The sequence below is a fragment of the Sorangium sp. So ce185 genome (assembly GCF_051526825.1).
In the GTDB taxonomy this organism is placed as follows: Bacteria; Myxococcota_A; Polyangia; order Polyangiales; family Polyangiaceae; genus Sorangium; species Sorangium cellulosum_D.
Genome location: NZ_CP150316.1, coordinates 8053907 through 8076548 on the forward strand (window position 1 = coordinate 8053907; position 22642 = coordinate 8076548).

The following is a 22642-nucleotide window of genomic DNA, read 5'->3' on the forward strand; positions in this document are numbered from 1 at the left end:
TGAGGCCGCGCACCCAGGTTGGGGCCGCGAGGTCCCCCCGCGCCGCCACCGGGAAAAATCGCCCGCACCCTGCATTTTACCCCCGCGAAACAGGCCGGAAACCCCGCCCCCGGATAGTCGACCCGTAGTTTCGATTCTCTATCGAAAGTGAGGCGGGCGATGTCTGAAACGGCCACAACGTATGCCGCGCGCGCGCACGCGCGCGCCCAGGAAGGCAGCGTCGTCGAGACGCAACCCACCGTGCCGAGCACGTCGATCGGCGACCCGCCCCCGGGCGTGGAAGCGCGCGACGTCCTCTGGGACGAGACCCTCGGCGCCGGCGGCTACGCGGCGCGCACGCTCCCCGTCGGCAGCCGGCTCCGGATCGTCGACGTCGAGGGCGACACCTGCGTCGCCCTCATGCTCCACCGCGCGGACCGCCCCATCGAGCGGCTCTGCCTCGCCGACACCGTAAAGCTCCAGTGGCAGGCCTATCCAGGCCCCGGCTACCTGCTCCTCTCCGACATGGGGCGCGCCCTCGCCTCCCTCCTCGAGGACACCGCCGGCCGCCACGACACCTTCTGCGGCACCTCGCTCCCGGGCGAGATCGCCTCCCGCTACGGCAGCGACGCCCACGGCGGCGCCCTCCGCTCCGGCCGCGAGCGGCTCCTCCTCGCCCTCGCCAAGCACGGCCTCGCCGAGCGCGACCTCCCCACGCCCATCAACCTCTTCAAGGGCGTCCGCATCGAGGCCGACGGCGCCATCACCCTCCTCCCCGACGCGTCCCGGCCGGGCGCCCACGTGCTCCTCCGCGCCGAGCAGGACGTCCTCGTCAGCGTCGCCGCCGTGCCGCACCGCCTCGACCCGCGCCCGGCCTACCGCGCCGGCAAGGTCCGCCTCACCGCCTGGCGCGGCCGCCCCGCCCCGGACGACGACCCCGTGCGCAACGCCACCCCCGAGGCGCGCCGCGCCTTCGAGAACACCGCCGAGGAGCTCGCGGTCGCCCTCCGGGCAGGAGGCGCGCGATGAGCCCCGCCGCCCCCGGAAAGCCGGTCGCCGCCCTGCGCGACCCCGCCCTCGCCGGCCTGCCCGGCGCCCTCCTCTCCGACGAGATCGTCCCGGCCCGCGCGCCGTGGGCGAAGATCGTCCGCGCCGGCGAGATCCTCCGCGTCATCGACCTCGAGGGCAACCAGGCCGTCGACTTCCTCGCCTACGTCCTCGCCGACACCGCCGAGCGCTACAGCGCCGCCGACACCATCGTCGCCCAGCGCAACATCTTCCTCACCACCGGCGCGAAGCTCCGCTCGAACCGCGGCCGCGTGATGATGACCATCACCGACGACAGCTGCGGCCGGCACGACACCTCCGGCGGCGCCTGCTCGTGCGAGTCGAACACCGTCCGCTACGGCCACCACACGAAGCACCAGCACGCCTGCGTCGAGAACTTCCTCATGGCCGCCGCGCCGTACGGCCTCGGCAAGCGCGACCTCGTCGGCAACGTCAACTGGTTCATGAACGTGCCCGTCGAGGCCGACGGCACCCTCGGCATCGTCGACGGCCTGTCCGCGCCCGGCAAGCACGTCGACCTCCGCGCCGAGCTCGACCTGCTGCTCCTCGTCTCGAACTGCCCGCAGATCAACAACCCCTGCAACGGCTTCAACCCGACCCCGATCCGCATGGCGGTGGTGCGGCCATGAGCGCCCCCCCGCCCTTCCGCCGCGTCCTCGTCGGCAACCGCGGCGAGATCGCGTGCCGCATCCTCCGCACCCTCCGGCGCCTCGGGATCGCGTCGGTCGCCGTCTTCTCCGACGCCGACCGCGCCGCGCTCCACGTACGCCTCGCCGACCACGCCGTCCGCCTCGGCGGCCAGACGCCCGCCGAGAGCTACCTGCGCATCGACGCCGTCGTCGACGCCGCCCGCCGCGCGGGCGCCGACGCGATCCACCCGGGCTACGGATTCCTCAGCGAATCCGAGGACTTCGCCCGCGCGGTGGAGAAGGCGGGCATCGTCTTCATCGGGCCGACGCCCGCCCAGATGGAGGCGTTCGGGAGCAAGCACCGGGCGCGGGAGCTCGCGATCGAGGCGGGCGTGCCGCTCTTGCCGGGCACCGGCGTGCTCCGGGACGCGGACCACGCCGCCGCCGAGGCCGCGGCCATCGGCTACCCCGTGCTGCTCAAGGCGAGCGCGGGCGGCGGCGGCATCGGGATGGCCCGGTGCGACGCGCCGGCGGAGCTCCCCGCCGCGTTCGAGCGGGTCCAGCGCCTCGCCCGCGCCAACTTCGGCTCGGGCGACGTGTTCCTCGAGCGCTTCCTGACGGCGCCCCGGCACGTGGAGGTCCAGATCGCCGGCGACGGCCGCGGCAACGTCCTCGTCCTCGGCGACCGCGACTGCTCGGTGCAGCGCCGCAACCAGAAGGTCCTCGAGGAGGCGCCCGCGCCCGACCTGCCGCCCCGGCTGCGCTCGGCGCTCGCGGAGTCGGCCCGCGCGCTCGCCGCGAAGGTCGCCTACCGGAACGTGGGCACCGTCGAGTTCCTCGTCGATCCCGCCCGCGCGGAGCACTACTTCCTCGAGGTCAACACGCGTCTCCAGGTCGAGCACGGCGTGACCGAGCTCTGCACCGGCATCGATCTCGTGGCGTGGATGCTGCGCATCGCCGCCGGCGACACGGCGTTCTTCGAGGGCGGCGATCCGCCGCTCTCCGGCCACGCGATCGAGGCGCGGCTCTACGCCGAGGACCCGGCGCGGGGGTTCTTGCCGAGCGCGGGGCTGCTCACCGAGGTGAGCTACCCCGAGGGCGCCGGCGTGCGGGTCGACGGGTGGGTCGAGACGGGCACCGAGGTCTCTGCGCTCTACGATCCGCTCCTGGCCAAGCTGCTCGTGCGCGGCGCGGACCGGGCCGCGGCGGTCGCGGCGCTGCGCGCCGCCGTCGGGGAGACCCGGCTCGGCGGGATCGAGACGAACCGCGAGTGGGTCGCGGCCGCGCTCGATCACCCCGACTTCCGCGGGGTCCGGCACCACACCGGCACGTTCGCGTCGTTGCCGTTCCGCCCCGAGGCGGTCGAGGTGACCGCGGCGCCGGGCGCGGTGACCGTGCAGGACTGGCCCGGGCGGCTCGGCCTGTGGTCGGTCGGCGTGCCGCCGAGCGGGCCGATGGACGACCTGTCGTTCCGCCTCGGCAACCGCGTCGTGGGCAACCCGGCCGGCGCCGCGGGGCTCGAGTGCGAGGTGCACGGGCCCACGCTGGTGTTCCACCGGCGCGCGGTCCTGTGCGTCGCGGGCGCCGCGATGCGCGTGCTCGTCGACGGGGCCGAGGTGGCGCCGTGGACGCCGGTCGAGGTCGCGCCGGGCGCCACCGTGGCGTGCGGGCCGGTGCGGGGGCCGGGCGCGCGCGCCTACCTGCTCATCCGCGGCGGCATCGACGTGCCGGCGCACCTCGGCAGCCGCGCCACGTTCACGCTCGGCGGCTTCGGCGGCCACGCGGGCAGGCCGCTCCGCCCGGGCGACGTGCTGCGCCTCGGCGAGGAGGTCGACCCGGCGCTCGCCCCCGGCGCGCTGCCGGCCGAGGCCCGGCCGGAGATCGGCAGGTCCTGGGAGCTCGCCGTGCTCGACGGGCCGCACGGGGCGCCGGACTTCCTCACGGACGAGGGGATCGAGCAGCTCTACGCGGCCGAGTGGGAGGTGCACTACCACTCGGCCCGCACCGGCGTCCGCCTCGTCGGGCCCGCGCCGGCGTGGGCGCGCACCGACGGCGGCGAGGCGGGGCTGCACCCCTCGAACCTGCACGACAACGCGTACGCGATCGGCGCGGTCGACCTCACCGGCGACATGCCCGTCATCCTCGGCCCCGACGGCCCGAGCCTGGGCGGGTTCGTGTGTCCGCTCGCCGTCGCCGCGGCCGAGCGGTGGAAGCTCGGCCAGCTGAGCGCCGGGGACAAGGTGCGGTTCCGGTCGATCCTGCCCGCGGAGGCCGACGCGCTGGCGCGGCGGAGCGACGAGCTCGTGACGCGTCGCGGGCTCGCGGCGAACGGCGCCGCGGCGCGCGCGACGAACGGCGCGGCCGCCGCGGGATCGAGCGGCGCACGGCGCAGGCGCGGCGAGCCGGTGCTCGGCCGCGTGCCGGCGCGCGACGGCCGGCCCGCGGTCGTCTTCCGCCAGAGCGGCGACCGCTACGTGCTCGTCGAGTTCGGGCCGCCGGTGCTCGACATCGACCTGCGCGTGCGCGCGCACCTGCTCATGACGCGGCTCGAGGAGATGCGCGTGCCCGGCGTGGTCGACCTGACGCCCGGGATCCGCTCGCTCCAGGTGCACGTCGACGGCGCGCGGCTCACCGTGGCCAAGGCCCTCGACCTGCTCCGCGAGGCCGAGGCCGACCTGCCCGCCCCGGAGGAGGTCCGGATCCCGAGCCGCGTCGTCCACATGCCGCTCAGCTGGGACGACCCGGCGACGCGCGAGGCGATCGAGCGCTACATGCGCACGGTCCGCGACGACGCGCCGTGGTGCCCGAGCAACCTGGAGTTCATCCGCCGGGTCAACGGGCTGCCGGACATCGCGGCGGTCCAGGAGCTCTTCCTCGCGGCGAGCTACCTCGTGCTCGGCCTCGGCGACGTGTACCTCGGCGCGCCGGTCGCGACGCCGATCGACCCGCGGCACCGGATGGTCACGACCAAGTACAACCCGGCGCGCACGTGGACGCCCGAGAACGCGGTCGGCATCGGCGGCGCGTACCTGTGCATCTACGGCATGGAGGGGCCGGGCGGGTACCAGTTCCTCGGCCGCACGGTGCCGGTCTGGAGCCGCCACCGGCCGTTCCGGCAGACGACGCGCGAGCGGCCGTGGCTCCTGCGGTTCTTCGACCAGCTCCGCTTCCACCTCGTGTCGCCGGAGGAGCTGCTCGAGCTCCGCGCCGACATGGTGGCCGGGCGCGGCGAGGTGCGCATCGAGGAGGCGACGTTCGACCTGGGCGAGCACCACCGCTTCCTCGACGACAACGCCGACAGCATCCGCGCGGCCCGGGCGCGGCAGCGGGCGGCGTTCGACGCCGAGCGCGGCCGCTGGGAGGCGGACGGCGAGTTCGACCGCGTGCGCCGCGCGGGTGCCCGGCTCGAGGGCGCCTCGTCGGCCGACGAGGACGCGCTGCCGGCCGGGATGCTGCCGGTGACGGCGCCGCTCACCGCGTGCGTGTGGAAGGTGGACGTGGCGCCGGGGCAGCGCGTCGAGGCGGGCCAGCGCGTGGCCGTGCTCGAGGCGATGAAGATGGAGTTCGCCGTGGTGGCCGACGTGGCCGGCGCGGTCGACTGGATCGGCTGCCGCCCGGGCCAGATGGTCAGCGCGGGCCAGCCGCTCGTGGGGGTGTCGGCCCATGCGTGATCCGATCTCGACAGGGACGCCGGACCACCGCGGCGCGGCCGGCGCGGGCACCGCCGCGCAAGGCGCGCTCGGCGCGGGCTCGGCAGCATACGGCGCCCTCGGCGCGGGCAACCCGGCGCAAGGCAGCAGCGACGCCGACGACCTCGCGCGCCTGGGCTACCGCCAGGAGCTGCGGCGCGACCTGGGGAGCCTGTCGGCCTTCGCGGCGGGCTTCTCCTACGTCTCGATCCTCACGACCGTCTTCCAGCTCTTCGTGATCGGCTACGCCTTCGGCGGGACGCGGTTCTTCTGGACGTGGCCGGTGGTCTTCCTCGGCCAGCTCGCGGTCGCGCTCAACCTCGCCGAGGTGGGCTCGCATTACCCGGTGGCCGGCTCGGTCTACCAGTGGGGGCGCCGCGTGTCGCCCGGCGCTCCGGGGTGGCTCGCGGGCTGGCTGAAGCTCGTCGGCGACGTCGTGAGCGTCGCCGCGGCGGCCATCGCGCTGCAGGCGATCTTGCCGAGCGTCTGGGGCGGGTTCCAGCTCCTCGGCGGCGATCCGTCGCTCACGTCGCGCGACGGCGCGGCGAACGCCGTGCTGCTCGGCGCGGGGCTCGTCGCGCTGACGACGGCGATCAACATGGCCGGGGTGCGGGCGATGGCCTGGGTCAACGACGTCGGCGTGATGGCGGAGCTCGGCGGCGTCGTGCTGCTGATCGGGGCGCTGTTCCTGCACGCGGTGCGGGGTCCGGCGGTGGTGCTCGAGCCGATCTACGGGCCGTCGCCGCCGCTCGGCACGGGGGCGGCGGGCCTGCTCGCGGCAGCGCTCATGCCGGCGTACGTGCTCTACGGCTTCGATTCGGCCGGATCGCTGGCCGAGGAGACGCAGAGCCCGCGGCGGATCATCCCGCGGGCGATCCTGAAAGCCGTCGTGGCCTCCGGGGTGGGCGGCGCACTGCTCCTGCTCGCGGCGCTGATGGCGGCGCCGAGCCTGACCGACGGCCGCCTCGCGACCGAGGGCCTGGCCTACGTGGTCGTCAGCGCCCTCGGCCCGACGCTGGGCAAGGTGTTCCTTGTCGACGTGGCGCTGGCGGTATGCGTCTGCACGCTGGCCATCCAGACCGGCGCCTCCCGCCTCGCGTTCTCGATGGCGCGGGACGGGGCGCTGCCGTGCGCGCCGGCGCTCGCGCGCGTGTCGTCGCGCACGAAGACGCCCGTCGCTCCGGCGATCGCGGTCGGCGCGCTCGCGTGCGGCATGCTCGTCGTGAACTATGGCGAGGCGCAGCTGTTCGTGCTCATCACGGAGACGGCCGTGCTGCTCGTGAACCTCTCGTACCTGCTCGTGACGGCGGGGATGCTCCTCCGCCGGCTGCGCGGGTGGCCGGGCAGCTCCGGGGCCCCGTCGGGGGTGTTCTCCCTCGGGCGCGCCGGGCTGGCGCTGAACGTCGCGGCCGTCGCGTGGGGGGTCGCGCTCATCGCGAACATCGCGTGGCCGCGGCGGGACGGCGAGTCGACGTGGATGGAGTACTTCCCGGTGATCGGGGTCGCCGGCACGATCGCGGTGGGGCTCGCGGTGTTCGCGGCGACGCAGAGGCCGAGCGGAGAGCGGGTCGCCGTCAGCCCGCCGCGGGAGAGCTCGGCGTCGCTGATCTCCTGAGGCGGGCTGTTCCGGCGGCGAGGTCGCGCGGTCCTGGACGGGCGCCCGCCGGGGAGCCGAGGCAGGAGGCTCGCCGAGGGGTTGAGGCCACGAACAAGTTAGTCAGTCTTACTAAGTTCGGCCGTACGTCTCGTACGACGCACGGGTGGCGGGAGCAGGTGCTGCGGGCTTGAGGGCCCCTCTCCCGAAGCACAGGGCGCAAGAACGCGGCGCTCGCTCGCGGGCCCGGCGAACCCCGGGCTCCGCGCCCGCCTGGAGGCTGCGATGCGGATCCACCTTCTTCAACAGCGACCCGCGTAACTTTCCCACGGGCCCAGCGCTCCGCCGCTGAAGCGCGGCGGCCCTATCGAAGCCAGCTCCGCAGCCGTCGGCTCCCCTCAGAACGACGTTCGCTCCACGCGCGCGCCGAGATGGCGCAGGTGCTCGAACGCTGCGGGCGTCGCGCGGAGCATCGCCCGCGGCGCAGCGGCGAGCGCCGCGCGCCCCGCCGCGGCAAGCAGCTCCGGATGGCCCGCCGCGATCCGCGTCTCCGCCGGCTCGCCGGCCACGGCGTGCCTGGCCCAGAGGACGATCTCCTCCCCCTGCCAGAAGCTGCGGACGCGATCGGAGGCACGCGCGCACCGCTCGAGCCCGAGCGCCACGCCCACCGCCTCGCCCATGTCTGCGTCGATCCGCGCCTCCCTCAACCGCAACCCGAGGAAGGTGCGGCGCGCCGCGAGCCCCTCGAGGAACGTGAGCGCCCCCGCCGCGACCGGATGCACGGCGTCGATCTCCCACACATGCCCGACCACCAGACCGTCCTCGCCCACGTACAGGCGCGTATCAACCATGTCGCCGACCGGCACGAGCTGCCTCCACTTCCAGCTCACCCGCGGCCACGCGTCGTGCACGACGAGACCTCCGCGCTGCGACGGAGCGCTCTTCCCTGAAATCCCGCTCTCCTCGTACTGCAGCAGCATGTCCAGGGTGCCGAAGCGGTGACCGAAGCCACCCGGCTCACACAGAAGCCCCCCGAGCAACCCTTCGAACTCGAGCGCACCTGGGAACGCGGGTACTCCGTAGCGCGCGAGCGCCTCGGCGAGCGCGCCTGCCGAGCAGGTCCGACGCGGGTCGCGCACATAACGACCCGCATCGAGGTACTCGCGCGCTTCCGGTGAGACGCGGGCCGCCAGCGCCTCCGACGCGTGCATCCGCCGCGCGAGGGTGACGTCCGTCGCCGAAAAGCTCCCGCGCTCGACGGCGATCCCGCGCTCGTCCCGCACCTCCTGCACGAGCGCTCCCGCCCGGAGCACGACCGTGCCGCTGCATGCGTCCGTGGGCGCCGCATACTGCCGGCTCACCACCAGCGGCGCCTCAGCCGTGGCCTCTCCCGATGCTGCAGACGCCTCCGCTGCAGGGAGCTCCGTGATGATGGCATGACCAGAGGGCGCGATGCGGACGGGGAGGTCCAGCTCGCCCAGCGCGTCGAGCAGCTCCGCCACGGCTCCGAAGCCCCTGACGACGATCGTCGTCGCCGGAGCGGAAGGCCAGTCTGCCGTGCCGTCGAGCACGCAGAAGCGACCGTCCGCCCAGGCGCCGGCCAGCACGTCCGACGCAGGGTCGAACCGCTGGATCGAGAGCACCCTGCCAAGCGCGGCGCCATGGCGGCCTGGGATCTCGATCGACCAGGGCGCGACGCGCTCGCCCTCGCGGGCGACACGGCGCTCCAGGTACACGAAGGGAGAACCCGCAACACAGCGCCAGAGCGCGCCGCGGCGCTCGAAGAGCCGTCCGTGGGCGTCCAGGTAAAGCCTCGCCCGAGAGCTCGCCGACGCGCCGACGAGCACGTAAGGTCCCCCGGCGCGCCGCTCGACGAGCCACTCCGGCTGCGCTTGGAAGAGCCCCACGCTGCCAAAGCGCAGATCGTCGACCTCGAGGAGCCCGCCCTGGCCAGGCGCGAGGTGCTCTTGCGTGACGAGCTGGGCGAGCGTCTCCTCCCAGCGCACGTGCTCGTGGAACGCGGGGGCTCCACGCTTCAGCATCCAGGACGTGAGCCGGCGGCGCGTCCAGCCCGCATCGCCGCGGGCGCGGGCGCGAAGGAAGGCGCGAGCGGAATCGGAGAGCTCCATCACGTACCCGGTAGACGCTGCCAGCCGTTCTGGTCGTCGTGCTGCCACACGCCGAGGTTCTGTTCGGGGAACGGCTGCGCCGCAGGATAGCTCTGCCCGCCCTGAGGCAGCCGCCCCTCACCGGGCCTCACGGGGCGCGTCGGGGGCGCATCTTGCCGGATACCCGCATTCGCGGCGGCATTGTCGAGATACTGCTGGGACGGCCGGCTCGTCCGGACGGCCGGCCGCGGATTGGCGACGCCAGTTTCACGCCCACGCGCGACGACATTTGAGGGTGGTCCCTGCTCGTGACCGGCGAGCGCCCACAGCCGCCCGATCATCTGCGTGCAGTTGGGGCACGCCGCAGCGGGCCCATCCTCGTCACTGCTGGCGATACCGTCGTTGTCGTGGATCTCCGAGAGCGCGTCGGAGAGATTCTGCCGCCACGCCTGATCGTCCGGCGAGGTCGGGTAGCACATACGCCCGGTCCTTCGCTGGAATTCGTACAGCCGCTGGCTCAGCGCGGCCGGCTCAGCGCACGACCCGATCGCAGGCGGACTGTCGCCCAGCGCGGGATCGCGAGCCTGGCTCGGCGGTAGCGCCGCGGCGACGGCCGGATGCAGGGGCGCCCCCCCGCCGCTCGAGGCGGTCGTGGGTTGATTCGGCCTCCGCGTCCCGGAGCTGTTCGTCCGCGTGCTCTGCACCGTGGCACGCATCGCGCCGTCGACATCGATCCACCAGAGCGGAAACGAGTCGACGTACGCGTAGGGTCTCAAGGAACCCTCGATCCCTCGTGGCTCCGGGCTCAGGTACTGCCCGATGTCTGGATCGTAGTACCGGTAACCGTTCCAGAAGAGCCCTGTTTCCTCGTCGTGGTACTGACCCGGATGCCGGAGCGCCGTCTGCGCAACGGATGTTTTCCCCCAGACGGTCCGCTCGATCTCCTGGAGCACCTCGCCGTGCTCGTCGAGGAGCAGCTCTGGGAAACCATTGTTCGGTGCGCACACGTAAAACACCCACGGTCCTTCCCGCCGCCCGGACGCAACCGTCACCACGTCGCGGTGGGCGAGTGGCAAGAGCCCCCCAGGCTCTTGCGCGTAGAAGCGCTCGCGCACCACGCGCTCCACACCCACCACTCGCTCCAGGCGTTCATAGGCGAGCGCGGCTCCGTCCCAACCATAGCGGGTCTGCGACAACGTCACTCCATCGCGCACCACCTGTTTCAGTACACGCCGGGCGAACGCGTCATAAACGAAGTGGACCTCTGACCGATCCGGGAGCGTGACCGATGTGAGCAACCCCCGCCCGTCATACGCGTACGACGTCTTCCCGGCGTCGGTAAGCCGTTCCACCACCCGGCCGCTGCCGTCGTATCGCAGCTCCACGTTGTCGCACCGTAGCAGCCGACCACCCGAGCCGTAAACCCGATGGCGACCATCGTATACGGCACCTCCGCCGTCATAATGATATGACTCCAGAGGACGGCCGTCAGCAATTGTCTCCACCACGCGCCCGAGCGCGTCGTAGCGGTGCTCGCGCGACGCCCCTCGCAGCTCGTCTCGTGTCGCGAGCAGATGACCGCCCGCCGAGTAGGCGTAACCTCGATCGATGGTGCGCCCATCCTCGATCGCTCCCACCCAGTCGGGCTGCCCCTCGCTCACGACCGGCCGCCGACGCGGCGACTGCACCGAGACCCGGCGTACGCGGCCTAGCGCGTCGGTGTCGTGGTGGATGACCCCACCAGCAGGCAACTCGCGCGACTCCTGCCAAAGGGCGTTGTACCGCATCCTCACGGTGGCGTCGCCGTCCAATCGGATTGCGAGCGGACGCCCCATCCTATCATACTCCACGCGCTCGCGGTGCCCCACGGAAGTCGAGCGCGAGACTCGGTCCCCCGCCGAGTTGGTGGTGTTCTCCACCTCGAAACGATGCCCCGCGACGTCGAGCACCTCCTTCGTGATGCACCCGCGTGCGTCGTACGTGTACGAGCAGGCGACATCGCCGCGCGTGGCTTGCAAGAGCCTGCCCAGTGCGTCGTACTCGAACAGCTCACTCGTTCCGTCATCGTACGAACGCTTGCAGACCCGGCCTTCCCCGTCGTAGCTGATCTCGATCGATTCGCCGGCCACCTTAACCTCGGTGATGCGGCCAAGCAGGTCGTGGCAGTACTTGACGCGCCTTCCGTCGAACGTCGTTTCGCCTGTAACCCAGCCGGCCCCGTTTCGCTCGATGCGGTGCTCGTCCCCCCGTTCGTCAATGATGGCGACGAGCCGCTGCTCGCGGTCGTAGCGGTAGCAGACTGTGGATCCATCCGCGCGCCGGACAGCGTGCACCACCCGATAGCCGGCCCAGAGCAGCTCCGTGGCGCGACCATCGCCATCCACGATCCTGGTGAGATTTCCGTCCGCATCATAGGAGAAGCGTTGAGTGACGCCTTGCGGGTGCTCGACGTCGATGAGTAGCCCCCGCCGATCGTACCGGTATCTCGTCTCTGCACCCAGCTCGTCCACGTACCCGAGGAGACGACCACAGAAATCGTAGCGCATGGTGCGCGCCGCCCCGCTAGGCTCGACGACCCGGATGCGGTTCCCCATCTCATCATACTGAAGCCGCGTCACGCCCCCGTCGGCCAGCGTGGCCTCGGCGATCCGGCCATTCTGGGTGTAGCCGTAACGAACGATCGGTCCGGCTCGATCATCGATGCCGACAATGTGACCTCTCGCATCGCGCTCGTATCGAACCCAGTCGCCTAGCGGATCATGCACCTGCCGCAGCGCTCCTTGCTCATCGTATTCGAGCACCGTCAACTCGCCGCTGGGACTCATCGCCTCGATCAGCTTGCCCTCCTCGTCGCGACGCCAGCGGTGCTGCGCGTGGAGCGGATCTTCGTAGGATGTGATCGCACCGGTTGCGTCAAATTGCCGCGTATGGACGCCACCGCCGATGACGGCCTTCGTGCAGTCGCCGCCTACGCCCTCGTAGCGCAGCACCGCCGTCGACGTGATCACGTCGACATAGCCGTCGTCCAGCCGCTCGATCTTGGCGTGAAGGATCCCTTTCGCGCGGGTCCTACCATCTGCGAGATCCTCCGGAACGGACGGATCCAGCGAGGGATCCTGGCCGTCAGGTCTCGCCGCCCAGGTCTCCACGCACCGGCCCGCCGAATCGTACCGGTAATGGATCCGCCGGCCTCCTGCCAGCGTATGGGTGGTGAGCAGGCCATCCTGGTAATCATAATGGGCGTCGAAGCCCTCGCCGTCCGTCGCCCGCACCAGGAGGTCAGCTTCGTAGTCATACCTGCGAAACGCGATCCACTGGTTGATGCTCGCGTCGAGCACTTCGAAGGCGCTCACATGGCCATCGCGGTGCCGGCTCACGCGCACCCGCCGCCCGGCGCTGTCGATGATGCCGGCGAGCGATCCGCCACGGTACTGCAGCGTGATGGCGTTGCCGTCAGGATCGGTGATCCGACGAGGCCGCCACAAACGGGGCGATCCCTCGACGGGCGCGAACAACCACGCGACGCCACGCGCGTCGACGAGCGAGAACCCCCATGGGCGCCGAGAGAGCCGCCCGCACTCCAGCGCGACGCCATTGGCGGGTACATCGAGGACCTTGATCGGCGGCCCCCACGGCGTGTGGAGGAGGATGGAGCGCCGACGCTCCTCGATCTCCCAGCTCAGCGAGTGGCTCCAGCCGCGGCCCAGGCCGATGTCGCGGTCGCACGCCTGGCTGGAGTAGCTGCGCTGAATCACGAGCGGCAGCGGACCGCCCAGCGCCAGATCGACCACAGGGAGGGTATAGACGCGTCCCGTGAGGACATCGACGGGATCGCCCGCACTGACCCCACGGTTGCCGTGCCGGGGGTTCGGGCAGGCGCCGCCCCCGCCGGGACCGGAGCCGCTCGCACCTTTGCCGCCACCTTGTGCCCCGTTACCGCCGTTCTGCCCGTTGGCGCCCTGACCGTTGGCGCCACCACGACCGCCGCGGCCGTTACCGCCGCCTCCGCCGCCTCCACCACCCATGATGAACACGCCGGGGTTCATGCCAGGGATCGCGGGTATGTTCGGAACTGGGGCCGTGCGCGCCATGAGGGCATCCTTTCGCGTTCACCGCAGAGACAGCCAGCCCATGCTACCTGTACGCAGAGCCGTGCGTAAGCTCCGCCCGAGGCACCGCTCCGTGGGCGGGGCGCCCTTGCTGCCCGCCCCGCTCACCGCGACACCGACGGCGAGGCTGGAGCCGGTCTCCCTCCGGCTCCGGAGCGGTGCACGAGCCGTCGCGCCGATCCACGTCTCGACGGGACGCGAACCTCTCGGCGAGCGCGCGGGCACCGCTGCGGCCGTGGATACAGCGCGCGCGGCGGCCAGCGGCGTCGGGCCGCGATCGCTCCCGCGCCACGTATAGCTCCCACGCATGGATGTAAATAATTGAGATCACTAATTTTATCCGCTCCCCCCGCGTCCAGCTCGCTCCCGCCGGCGCGCGCCGTCGGCCGGCTGCCCTGGAGCGCCGTGCGTCTCGGGAAAATTCGGACTGGAACCTCAGGCCTCCGGCGAGGCCGTGCTAGGGTCGGGCTCCGTGGTCACCGACACCGACGCGGCCCCCTCCCGCCCCCCACGAACCACCCCGGAGGCTCGAGCGGCTGGAGGACCGGCCACCCCCGATCTTGATGGAGACAGCGGCATGACGAAGCTCGGCGTCTTCGTGGTCGACGATCACCCGATCGTGCGCGACGGGCTGAAGGCGTTGATCAACGCGCAACCTGACATGACGGTCGTCGGCGAGGCGGCGGACGGGCTCAGCGCCGTCGAGGCCGTCACGGAGCTCGGGCCGGACATCGTCCTGATGGACGTCACCATGCCCAAGCTCGGCGGCGCGCAGGCGACCGAGCGCATCAAGCAGGCGCGCCCGGAGGTCCAGGTGGTGGCCCTGACGGGCTACGAGGACAAGGCCAACGTCCAGCCGCTCCTGAAGGCCGGGGCGTCGGGGTACGTGCTCAAGGGCGCGCGGGGCGCGGAGCTGGTCCGGGCCATCCACGCCGTCGCCGCCGGGGGCGTGTACCTCGACCCGTCGATGACGGCCCACGTCGTGTCGAGCGTGGTCGGCCGCACCTTCGGCGACCACGGCTCGGGCTCGGAGCTGAGCGAGCGCGAGGCCGAGGTGATCCGGCTCATCGCCGAGGGGCACGCCATCAAGGAGATCGCGGCTCGCCTCGACCTGAGCGCGCGCACGGTCGAGACCTACAAGGTCCGGGCGATGGAGAAGCTCGGCCTCACGAGCCGCGCGGACACCGTGCGCTACGCCCTCCAGCAGGGCTGGCTCAAGAGCGAGTAGCGCCCCGGCGGGGGTTCAGGATGGGCGCATCGGCTCCGCGAGCCAGCGGACCAGCGCCTCGCCCTCGAGATCGAGCAAGGTATCCTCGACCTCGCCCGGACCGATCGCGCGGGCTCGCTCGACGATCGAGCGCTCTTCCTCGGCCGTCGGTCGTCGCCCGATCCGCCGCGCGAAGAGACGACCGAGGAGCGCGACGATCGCCTTCTCCTCTCCTCGTTGCTCGGCTCGTCGCTCGGCCTCGATGATCATCTCCCCGATGATCGGCGTGCGCGAGCGAGAAGCAGAACTCGACGTGCAGCACCCGCGGCTCGCCGCCGATCCGAAGGCGCAACGCCTTGTCGAGGCGGCGCTCGATGTTCGTGACCTGGCTGTCGACCCAACCGAGGACCTCGACGGGGCGGCGCTCGGCGACGAACGGGCGCACCAGGTCTTCGGGGTGCCGTCGGGCGAGGTGGCGCAACGTGATGTCGGCATCTCCCATGCGCGGCGCCATGGCAGATCGCGTACCAGGGATTCAGGCGGCTGAATGCGAGGGATTCCGGGGGAGGTGTGCCGTCGGGCGGGTGGCGGCGCCATGGCGGGTGACCGCTTCGCGCCTCGCAGCCAGCGCGCCGAGAAGCCAGGCAGCGAGCGACGGCGCCCCCTCCTCATCCCTGCGCGCTGCGCCCCATTGGGGAAGAGCGCCGGCCGTCGTGGCTCGGAGACCCCGGCACGGGCGGCGGGTCGCCGGGGGACGGCGGCAGGCCCCCCGGGGCGGCGGGAACGGCCCCCGGCTCGGAAGGCGAGCGCCCCGCGGGGAATGCGCAGTGCGAGGCGGGGGATGGCTCGGACGAGCCGGGGATGAGACCGGCGAGGTGAGGGACGAGGTGGAGCGAGGCGGGGGCGAGGTGGAGCGAGGCGGGGGCGAGGTGGAGCGAGGCGGGGGCGACAGCGCAGGAGGCGGGGGCGACAGCGCAGGAGGCGGGGGCGACAGCGCAGGAGGCGGGGAGGCGAGCGCGGAAGGTGAGGCAGTGCGCGAGCGGCAACGCGGCCGGAGAAAACGGAAGGGCTGGGCGAGTCGAGGAGAGGGCGTGATCGACGCTCGGGGGATCTGGTCTCTCCGCCGCTGAAAGGCGGCGACCCCATTGAAGCGGGCTCCGGGAGCTATGGATCCGCTGCGCTACCTGACGCTCCGCCGCTGAAAGGCGGCGGACGCATTGGAGCAATGCAGGTTTTCGCGCTCACCCTGGCGACGATCCCACTCTCCGCCATCCTCTCGAACCCGAGCTCGCGCCGGCGCGCCGCTCGGTCTTTTACTCCTCGGCCGACACCCAGGGTCACGTCCACCCGCTCCGCTTCGCGGCCCGCCCGGCTCGCAGCGCAGCGGCAACTCCGTTGGCACGCCCCTCGAAAACTGGTAGGTTCGGGGCAGCGCCACAGGGGGGTCTCGGCCATGTTCGCGTTCGACCAGAAATCTCGTCGCCAGGCGCCACGTTCCCCTGATTCGAAGTCCGCACCGCAACGTTCGGCGCTGGAGCGGTCGGTGAAATCGCTCACGTTCCAGCCTGCCCCCTCGAGCCGCCCCGAAGCGGGCGCGTCGCCCGCCATGAACGGAACGACGCGGAACTACCTCGATCCGGTCACGCCGCGCCCTTCCAGCCGTGCCCCTCGGTCAAGCATCGGGCGTGCGGCTCCAGAGGCAGATGTCGAAGCCGAATCGTCTCGGCCTGTCGCGCTCGGTCCCCAGTTCGATTTCACCCGCATCGCCGTCATACCGCCGGCGATCCAGCGCCGGGCGACCATCGGCTCTACGGAGACTCCGTACCAGAGAGAAGCGGGCGCTGCCGCCGTCCAGGTGATGCAGCCGGCCGCGCCGGCGCCGGCATCCGTCCAGAGGAGCCCAGTCGCGATCCAGCGCAAGTGCGCGGCGTGCGACGAAGAGGGCGAGAGCACGATCCAGACGAAGCGCGCGCCTGGGGCGGGCGACGACGCGACGCTCGATACGGAGGCCGCCGCTCGCGCGACGAAGCACGGTGGAGAGCCGTTGCCGAGCCTCGTGCGCTCCTTCTTCGAGTCGCGCTTCGGTCACGACTTCAGCCAGGTCCGCGTACACACCGACGGCCGCGCCGCCCACGCGGCGCAGTCGGTGCATGCGGCCGCGTACACGCTCGGGCATCATATCGTCTTCGATCGCGGGCAGTTCGCGCCCGAGACAGCCGCAGGACGGCGGCTCATCGCCCACGAGCTGGCGCACGTCGTCCAGCAGGGCGCCGGGGGTGAGCGTGCGGAAGCGCCCGGCTCGCCTGCCCTGGAGCGGGCAGCGGACAGCGCGGCCCAGCGCGCAGGCCTCGGAGGAGGGGCTGTGGCGGTCGAAGGGAGGGCCCGCATCGGCATCTCGCGGCAGCCGCGCTCGCTGAGCGGCACCGTCGACCCATCGATGTTGTCGGAGGCCGAACTCGAGCGCGAGATCCGAGAAATCCGCAGCTGGCTGATGGCGCACCAGGAGGACAGCGCGGAGCGAGACTTGCTGTTGTCGGTGCTGCCCCAGCTTGAAAGCCGTGTGAGCACGCCGGCGGCGCAGCAACCCGCGCAGAGCGAGCCCCGGCGAGGCACGCCCCGCGCGCAGCCGCCCACCCCGGGCGCCCCTGCCGCGATGGCCGAGGCGGCGCCGCACAGCCTCGGGCGGAGCGTCGACGTCTCCCGGTGGTCCGACGCTGCGATGGAGGAGGAGATCGGACGGCTCCGCGCATGGCTCCCCCAGAACGCCGGCAGCCCGGATTACGACGCCATGCTGCGCACGCTCGCCATCCTCGAGGAGACCGTGCGGAGCCGCGACGTCCCCCAGCCCCCCGCACCCGCTGCGGCACCGCCGCCGCCGGCCGAGGCGGCGCCATCCACCGGGGCGCCCTTCTTCGGCCGGCCCATCGCGCCCGGCGCATTCACGGGGATCCAGCCTTATCACATCCCCCGGACGATACCGCACACGGACCGCGTCGTGCCCAGCACGATCATGCGGCGCGGTCCCTTCATGATCGTTCCTCAGCTCGTGGTCGGCCCGGATGGATCGGAGTCCATCGCTTACTTCATCGCCCATCGCGCCGAACCCGGCCTCATCGGCCCGACCGCATGGAACGAGTGGATCATCGGGCCCGACTCCATCGATAGGTTCATCGCCGACGTCCGGGGCTATGCGGGGGCCGGCGCCGCGATGTACCGCTCCGGTCCTCCATCGGAGACGCAGGCGGCGAGCGAGCGTTGGCTCTGGGGGACAGCCACGTACGGCGAAGCGCTCGGGACAGCGGCGAGCGACCCGATGTGGTGGCTGCAAATCGTCCTCGGGTTCGCCCCGCTGGCTGGAGGAGGAGGAGGAGGAGGATCGCGCGTGGCTGCCGGCGCGGCTCCCGAGCTCTCCGCCGGTACGCGGGCCGTCGCCGGCGAGGTGGCGCCTGGCGCGGTGCGACCTCCCTTCGTCCCTCGGGTGATCCAGGGAGGAGGCAGCCGCGCGCCCGTCGTGGGCACCGGCGCTCGAGCGACCCGCGCTGCGCCGGCGAGCGCCTTCGATCGTGGCGCTGCGCGCCAGCTCGCTCCCGAAGCGGCGTCCGCGCCGAGCCCGCTCCGCGCCGTGCCCGACGTCGAGGCCGTTCCGGCGCCCGCCGCGTCCCCGGCGACGGCCCCCGCCGTGTCCCCGGCGACGGCCCCCGCGGCCGCGCCCGCCGTGGGGCCGCGCATCGCGGGGACCTTGGGCGCGCTCGGCGCCCAGGCAGCGCGCGGACGCCCGGCTTCACCGCCTTTGGCCGTAGCGCCGCCGGCGACGAGCCCTCAGCCGCAACCGGCGCCCGATCCGGCCGAGGAGCGGCGACGTCGCAGGTGTCCTTCGGGGAGCATACCCATCAACTGGCCTCCTCCGGTCTGGGCGACACTCGGGCACGGCGATAGCGGCTCCACCAGCACGACGTACAACCGGCCGACGAGCCGCACCGTGACCAAGGTCCCTTCGCCCGAGCGCAACCGCACCATCATTGGAGAGTATGTCTCGGAGAACTGGTCCGCTCTCCGCCGTTATTACGAGAACGGAACGCAAGGAGCGATTCACCACAAATGGCCGCTTTATCTCGGTGGGCCGGACCGGAAGACGAATTTCGTGTTTCTCCTGTTCAGCGAGCACACGGCGTGGCACAGCCTCCTCACGACGCAGACCACCGGCCCGGTCGGCACGGTATACTGCATCGTCAACTGAGCTGTTCACGAGCAAGAGCGACACGGCCCTGCGCGCCGCGCGGGGGGGACGAGCAAGGAGCTTCAAGTGGGGCGTTCTCGTTGGGACGAACAGGCCGGCTCCGCCGTGGAGGCGTGGACCGACAGCGTGCTCGGCGCGAATCTTCCGCCGGACGAGCGGCGCCGGGCTGCGCGCAGGTTCTCCTCGATCGCCCGCCAGTTCGTGATGGGGGGTCCCGACGCGCTGAAGGCGCTCGAGAGACGCCTCTCCCGGAGCAGCGGCGACGCGCGCACGGCCATCGCCAGGCTCCTCGCCGCGATTCCGGACACGCGGGCAGCGTCACTCCTCCTCCACGCCTATCGCCCTTCGCAGCGGCGGGAGATCGATCCGGAGCCGCTCGCGTACCTGGGCATCGCCGCGCCCCTCCCCCGCGAAGCGTGGGACGACTGGGCCCTCGCGGAGCCGGCCGCGCACGGTCCGCTCCTCCGCGCGCTCCTCCGCCTCCCGACGCCTGAGGGGGATGCGCTGCTCGCGCGCATCCTCGCCGACGGCGACCTCGAGACGGTGCGCGCTGCGCTGTACGCGGCCGAGCGATGGATGGCGCGCGACGCGCTCCAGAAGATCGCCGATGGCCCCTCGAGGAGGCACGCCGATCGGCCTGCGTGGACATCGGTCGATCTGCGCGTGGACGCCGCCTTTCTCCTGGGCCTCCGCGGCGACGAGGCCGGCGTGCGACGCCTGGTGGAGCTCGCCGATCCGGCGCGCGGCGTGGAAGGCGCCCACGCCTGCGTGCGTCTCGCGTGGCTCGGCCTCGCCAGCGCGGTGCCACGCACGGCGAAGCTGCTCTCGAGCCCCGACGCGTTCGCCGCCGGGCTCGCGCTCGACGCGGCAGCCGCCCTCCGCTCCGCCGCGCTCGTCGAGCCGCTGCTCGCTCTGGCGAGCAGCCCCGACGCGCCGGTCGCCATCGACGGTGCGTCGCTCGCCGACGACGCCCTTCGCGTCGTTTCCGGCATCGTCGGTGCACCGAGCGAGGAATGGGCCCATGCAGGAGCCCCCTGCGATGTCGCCGTCGAAGCCTACCGGACGCGAGCGCGCGCCTTGGATCCCGAGCTCCGATACCGGGCAGGAGAGCCGCTCACCCTCCATCATCTCGTGCACGATCTCGTGAGCCCGCACGCCGGTCCCCAGCGCGCTGCCGCGGCCAACCTGCGCGCGGCGACCGGCGAAGACCATGGATATCGTCCGGACGACGACCTGATCGCCAACCATCCGGCCATTGAGGCGTGGAGCGCGAGGGCGGAGGGCCCCGCTCCGGCGCCGCCGGGCGGCTGGGGCTGGCAAGGGCGCGCCGCGCCAGGCCCGGGCGCGGTGCAATGACATTTCCGCTCGATGGCTCATTTCGCGCTCCCGGATCTCGAGTGCAGGGCCTCGCGCAGCGAGGGAGACGACGCCGAGCGGCTCGTCGATGGAGCCATCGATTACCTCCTCGATGGCGGAGATGCCCTCTCCGTGGGGACGGTGAGCGAGGTCTACGAGGGCGTGGACGCGATCCGTTTCGGTGTGGCCGAGGCCGAGCCGCGAGCCGATCATGCTTACGGCGTATTCGGCGCCTTGACGCTCCGGGTCATGGCGTTTCCTGGACGGGCGGCCATGGAACGCTAGCTGCCCGCGGACGCGTCGGAGCTCCGGACGGATTGGCGGATGGATCTCTCGCGGCCTTCGCCATTACCATGATGTCCCCATGTCGCAAGAGCCGCCGCCCGGGCCGCCCGAGCCCACGCCCAAGCAGCCGTTCTCCCTCGCGGACGGCGCCATCGCCGCCCTCGTGGCCACCGGCTACGGCGTGCCCCTGCTCGCGGCGCTGCTCTTCGGCGCGACCGTGCTGGCGCAGCTCGGCGGCGCCGTCGTCCTCGCCGTGGCGCTCGGCATCGCGGGGTGGCTCGCCCTCACGGTGTGGACCTACCGCGCCATCCGCCGCCGCGGCCGCCGACCCTTCCAGATCGCCTCCGAGGTGCTCGCGCTCGTCCTCCTGCCCGCGTGGGGCTTGGCCTACAGCCACGACGCGAACCACGCGTGCGAAGTCCAGGCGTGCGACGCCGGCACCACCGCGTTCCGGCCCCTCGCCGAGCCCGAGGTCTACGGCCTCCTCGCCCTGCACGCCCTCACCGCCCTCCCTTACGCCGTCTCGCGGCGCCGGCCCGCAGCGCTCCCCGGCCCCGCGGAGCTCGCCATCCATGCTGCCCTGCTCCTCGGCCTCGCCCTGCACGCCCTCCTCGCCGTGCACTTCGGCCCCTGGGTCCTCGCCGGCCTGTTCGTGCCGCCGCTCTTCCTCCCCTGCGTCGCTCCGGTCATCACCATCGCCCTCTACGCCGTCGAGCTCCGCGCCCGCCTCGTGCGGCGCGGCGTCGAGGCCAGCGCCCCCGCCCCGCTCGCCGGCGCGGACGCCGCCTACCGCGCCGGACCGCCCCAGGTCCCGCTCCCGCCGCCGCCCGCCATCCACCGGCCGACCCTCTGGCGCGCCCTCGCCGCCTCCCCGGTCCTCCTCGGGATCCACGCCGTCGTCCACGCCGCCTGGCTGGGACATCCCTCGGCCGCGCTCCAGGTCTTCACCCGCACCTGCGGATACACCCTCTCGCAGCTCCCGATCGTCGAGCTCCCCGGCGACTGCCATTACCTGTGCACCGTCGCGGCGCGCGGCCACGCCTGGCTGGTGCGCCCGATCCGGCTCGGGCGGCGGGGCGGCACGCCGATCCTCGTCAATCGCCAGCTCGCGATCGCCAACGCCTTCGAGGATCTCCTGCACGAGCGCTGGCCGCGCTTCGGACGCGCGGCGCGCCGGCTCTACGACCGGCTGGGGCTGCCCGTGAGCCGGTACATCCGCGCCGCCTGGGCCGCCGATCTCGTCTACCTCGCGATGAAGCCCCTGGAATGGGCGTTCTACCTGGCGCTCCTGCTGCTCGACACGCGCGCCCCCGAGGCGAGGATCGACCGCATGTACCGCTGATCGCCGGGCCGCCGCTGCCGCCGACGGGCGGCGCCTCGCGCACGGGTGCAGCGGCGAGCTCGACGACGTCGGCATCGTGCTCCCCTCGCGCATCGCCGGCACGCCGCGAGACGACTTCGGTTATTTCAACGTGAGCTCGGCGCTCGACGTGAGCCCAGCGCGGGAGATCCGCCTCGATACCATGGACGTTCATCGACCCAGATTGAATCGCGCTGGAGCCTCCTCGGCGGCTCGCTCGACGAAGATCCGGCGCAGATTCTTACACATGGTCTGCGGCGCCGCCGCCTCGCTCGGCGGCGTGCTGCACGGCTGCGGCGGCGATGGGAGCGACCCCAGCGGGATCGGGCTCGAGGACTTCGTCAGGGTGGAGTCGGAGCTCCACTGCCGCCTCTCCTATGAATGCTGCTCTCCGGCTGCCCTCGACAACCCCTTCCTCGCGACGTCGAAGGAGACCTGCGTGCAGTTCAGGTACGGCATCCAGCAGGCGCGCCTGCTGCCGACCCTGCGCGCGTCCGTCGCGGCGGGGCGCGTCGTCTATTACCCCGACAGGATGCGCGCCTGCGTCGATCGGCTGAACGGCGCCGGGTGCGCCGCGACCGACGCCGACTGGCTCTGCCTCTTCGACGTGTTCGAGGGGCAGGTGCCGCTCGGGGGAGAGTGCACCGTCGAGCACGATTGCGAGAACTGGCACTGCGTCAAGCCGGACTCCGATGCCGAGGTGGGCACCTGCGCGCCGTGGTCGCCCGACGGCGCGGCGTGCGAGACGTTCGTCGAATGCGACAGCGGCCGGTGCGACATCTTCGGGACCGAGACGTGCGGGCCGCGGCTCCCGGAAGGCAGCGACTGCGTCCTGGGCCCGGACTGCGAGACGTACAACTGCCTCGAGGACACTGGAAAATGCGGGCCGCCGCTCGACGACAACGGCTGTCCCGTCGACGGGCTGCTGCTCGACAACAAGACGCCGGCCGGCGGCTGGTACTGATCGCGCCGCGCGCGGCGCGCGGATCATGACGCTGATAGAGGCGCTTCGCCGCGCGGC

The 22642-nt window shown here is 72.4% G+C and carries 14 protein-coding genes; 11 read left to right on the forward strand and 3 right to left on the reverse strand.

The annotated features are described in order from the left end of the window. Window positions 1-159 precede the first annotated feature (159 nt). From WMF26_RS29505 to WMF26_RS29520, 4 genes are read left to right on the forward strand one after another with little or no spacing between them, the layout of a single operon-like run. The gene (locus WMF26_RS29505) at window positions 160-1008 is read left to right on the forward strand and encodes an urea amidolyase associated protein UAAP1 (RefSeq protein WP_437995405.1); all 849 of its coding nucleotides are present in this window, start codon (window positions 160-162) and stop codon (window positions 1006-1008) included. After that, window positions 1005-1676, forward strand: coding sequence for an urea amidolyase associated protein UAAP2 (locus tag WMF26_RS29510; protein ID WP_437995406.1), 672 nt, complete (start codon window positions 1005-1007; stop codon window positions 1674-1676). The genes WMF26_RS29505 and WMF26_RS29510 overlap by 4 nt, the downstream gene beginning before the upstream one ends. Continuing rightward, window positions 1673-5347, forward strand: coding sequence for an urea carboxylase (uca, locus tag WMF26_RS29515; RefSeq protein WP_437995407.1), 3675 nt, complete (start codon window positions 1673-1675; stop codon window positions 5345-5347). Before WMF26_RS29510 ends, uca begins: the two co-directional genes overlap by 4 nt. Next, window positions 5340-6980 (forward strand): amino acid permease, encoded by a 1641-nt coding sequence (locus WMF26_RS29520; RefSeq protein WP_437995408.1) that lies wholly within the window; start codon window positions 5340-5342, stop codon window positions 6978-6980. Before uca ends, WMF26_RS29520 begins: the two co-directional genes overlap by 8 nt. A 377-nt stretch (window positions 6981-7357) precedes the next feature. On the opposite strand, the gene WMF26_RS29525 is transcribed toward WMF26_RS29520, so the two are convergent. Continuing rightward, on the reverse strand, window positions 7358-9001 hold the full coding sequence (locus WMF26_RS29525) for a hypothetical protein (protein WP_437995409.1): 1644 nt from the start codon (window positions 8999-9001) through the stop codon (window positions 7358-7360). Between the two features lie 86 nt (window positions 9002-9087). Further along, window positions 9088-13158: an RHS repeat-associated core domain-containing protein gene (locus tag WMF26_RS29530; RefSeq protein WP_437995410.1), complete on the reverse strand. Its 4071-nt coding sequence runs from the start codon at window positions 13156-13158 to the stop codon at window positions 9088-9090. A gap of 595 nt (window positions 13159-13753) precedes the next feature. On the opposite strand from WMF26_RS29530, the gene WMF26_RS29535 reads away from it, so the two are divergent. After that, entirely contained in the window at window positions 13754-14404 is a 651-nt protein-coding gene (locus WMF26_RS29535; protein WP_061625736.1) for a response regulator transcription factor, read from the forward strand. Between the two features lie 15 nt (window positions 14405-14419). Here the strand turns inward: WMF26_RS29535 and WMF26_RS29540 are convergent, their stop codons facing one another. Then, the gene (locus WMF26_RS29540; protein WP_437995411.1) at window positions 14420-14653 is read right to left on the reverse strand and encodes a hypothetical protein; all 234 of its coding nucleotides are present in this window, start codon (window positions 14651-14653) and stop codon (window positions 14420-14422) included. On the opposite strand from WMF26_RS29540, the gene WMF26_RS29545 reads away from it, so the two are divergent. The 6 genes from WMF26_RS29545 (at window position 14646) to WMF26_RS29570 (ending at window position 22585) form a co-directional block, all read left to right on the forward strand. Continuing rightward, window positions 14646-14930 (forward strand): hypothetical protein, encoded by a 285-nt coding sequence (locus WMF26_RS29545; protein WP_437995412.1) that lies wholly within the window; start codon window positions 14646-14648, stop codon window positions 14928-14930. The genes WMF26_RS29540 and WMF26_RS29545 overlap by 8 nt on opposite strands. A 678-nt stretch (window positions 14931-15608) precedes the next feature. Next, window positions 15609-18620, forward strand: coding sequence for an eCIS core domain-containing protein (locus tag WMF26_RS29550; protein WP_437995413.1), 3012 nt, complete (start codon window positions 15609-15611; stop codon window positions 18618-18620). Between the two features lie 66 nt (window positions 18621-18686). Further along, window positions 18687-19976: a hypothetical protein gene (locus WMF26_RS29555; protein ID WP_437995414.1), complete on the forward strand. Its 1290-nt coding sequence runs from the start codon at window positions 18687-18689 to the stop codon at window positions 19974-19976. A 12-nt stretch (window positions 19977-19988) separates the two neighbouring features. After that, on the forward strand, window positions 19989-20261 hold the full coding sequence (locus WMF26_RS29560; RefSeq protein WP_437995415.1) for a hypothetical protein: 273 nt from the start codon (window positions 19989-19991) through the stop codon (window positions 20259-20261). A gap of 79 nt (window positions 20262-20340) precedes the next feature. Further along, window positions 20341-21603 (forward strand): DUF6688 family protein, encoded by a 1263-nt coding sequence (locus WMF26_RS29565; protein ID WP_437995416.1) that lies wholly within the window; start codon window positions 20341-20343, stop codon window positions 21601-21603. Window positions 21604-21679: 76 nt separating this feature from the next. Then, window positions 21680-22585 carry a hypothetical protein gene (locus WMF26_RS29570; RefSeq protein ID WP_437995417.1) on the forward strand — a complete coding sequence of 302 codons (906 nt, stop codon included), beginning with the start codon at window positions 21680-21682 and terminating at the stop codon, window positions 22583-22585. Window positions 22586-22642 lie beyond the last annotated feature (57 nt).

What these genes read in the sequence shown, in the direction of transcription:
- WMF26_RS29505 (WP_437995405.1), top strand. Translation starts at nt 160, where the DNA reads ATGTCTGAAACGGCCACAACGTATGCCGCGCGCGCGCACGCGCGCGCC.
- WMF26_RS29510 (WP_437995406.1), top strand. Translation starts at nt 1,005, where the DNA reads ATGAGCCCCGCCGCCCCCGGAAAGCCGGTCGCCGCCCTGCGCGACCCC.
- uca (WP_437995407.1), top strand. Translation starts at nt 1,673, where the DNA reads ATGAGCGCCCCCCCGCCCTTCCGCCGCGTCCTCGTCGGCAACCGCGGC.
- WMF26_RS29520 (WP_437995408.1), top strand. Translation starts at nt 5,340, where the DNA reads ATGCGTGATCCGATCTCGACAGGGACGCCGGACCACCGCGGCGCGGCC.
- WMF26_RS29525 (WP_437995409.1), bottom strand. Translation starts at nt 9,001, where the DNA reads ATGCTGAAGCGTGGAGCCCCCGCGTTCCACGAGCACGTGCGCTGGGAG.
- WMF26_RS29530 (WP_437995410.1), bottom strand. Translation starts at nt 13,158, where the DNA reads ATGGCGCGCACGGCCCCAGTTCCGAACATACCCGCGATCCCTGGCATG.
- WMF26_RS29535 (WP_061625736.1), top strand. Translation starts at nt 13,754, where the DNA reads ATGACGAAGCTCGGCGTCTTCGTGGTCGACGATCACCCGATCGTGCGC.
- WMF26_RS29545 (WP_437995412.1), top strand. Translation starts at nt 14,646, where the DNA reads ATGATCATCTCCCCGATGATCGGCGTGCGCGAGCGAGAAGCAGAACTC.
- WMF26_RS29540 (WP_437995411.1), bottom strand. Translation starts at nt 14,653, where the DNA reads ATGATCATCGAGGCCGAGCGACGAGCCGAGCAACGAGGAGAGGAGAAG.
- WMF26_RS29550 (WP_437995413.1), top strand. Translation starts at nt 15,609, where the DNA reads ATGCAGGTTTTCGCGCTCACCCTGGCGACGATCCCACTCTCCGCCATC.
- WMF26_RS29560 (WP_437995415.1), top strand. Translation starts at nt 19,989, where the DNA reads ATGGCTCATTTCGCGCTCCCGGATCTCGAGTGCAGGGCCTCGCGCAGC.
- WMF26_RS29565 (WP_437995416.1), top strand. Translation starts at nt 20,341, where the DNA reads ATGTCGCAAGAGCCGCCGCCCGGGCCGCCCGAGCCCACGCCCAAGCAG.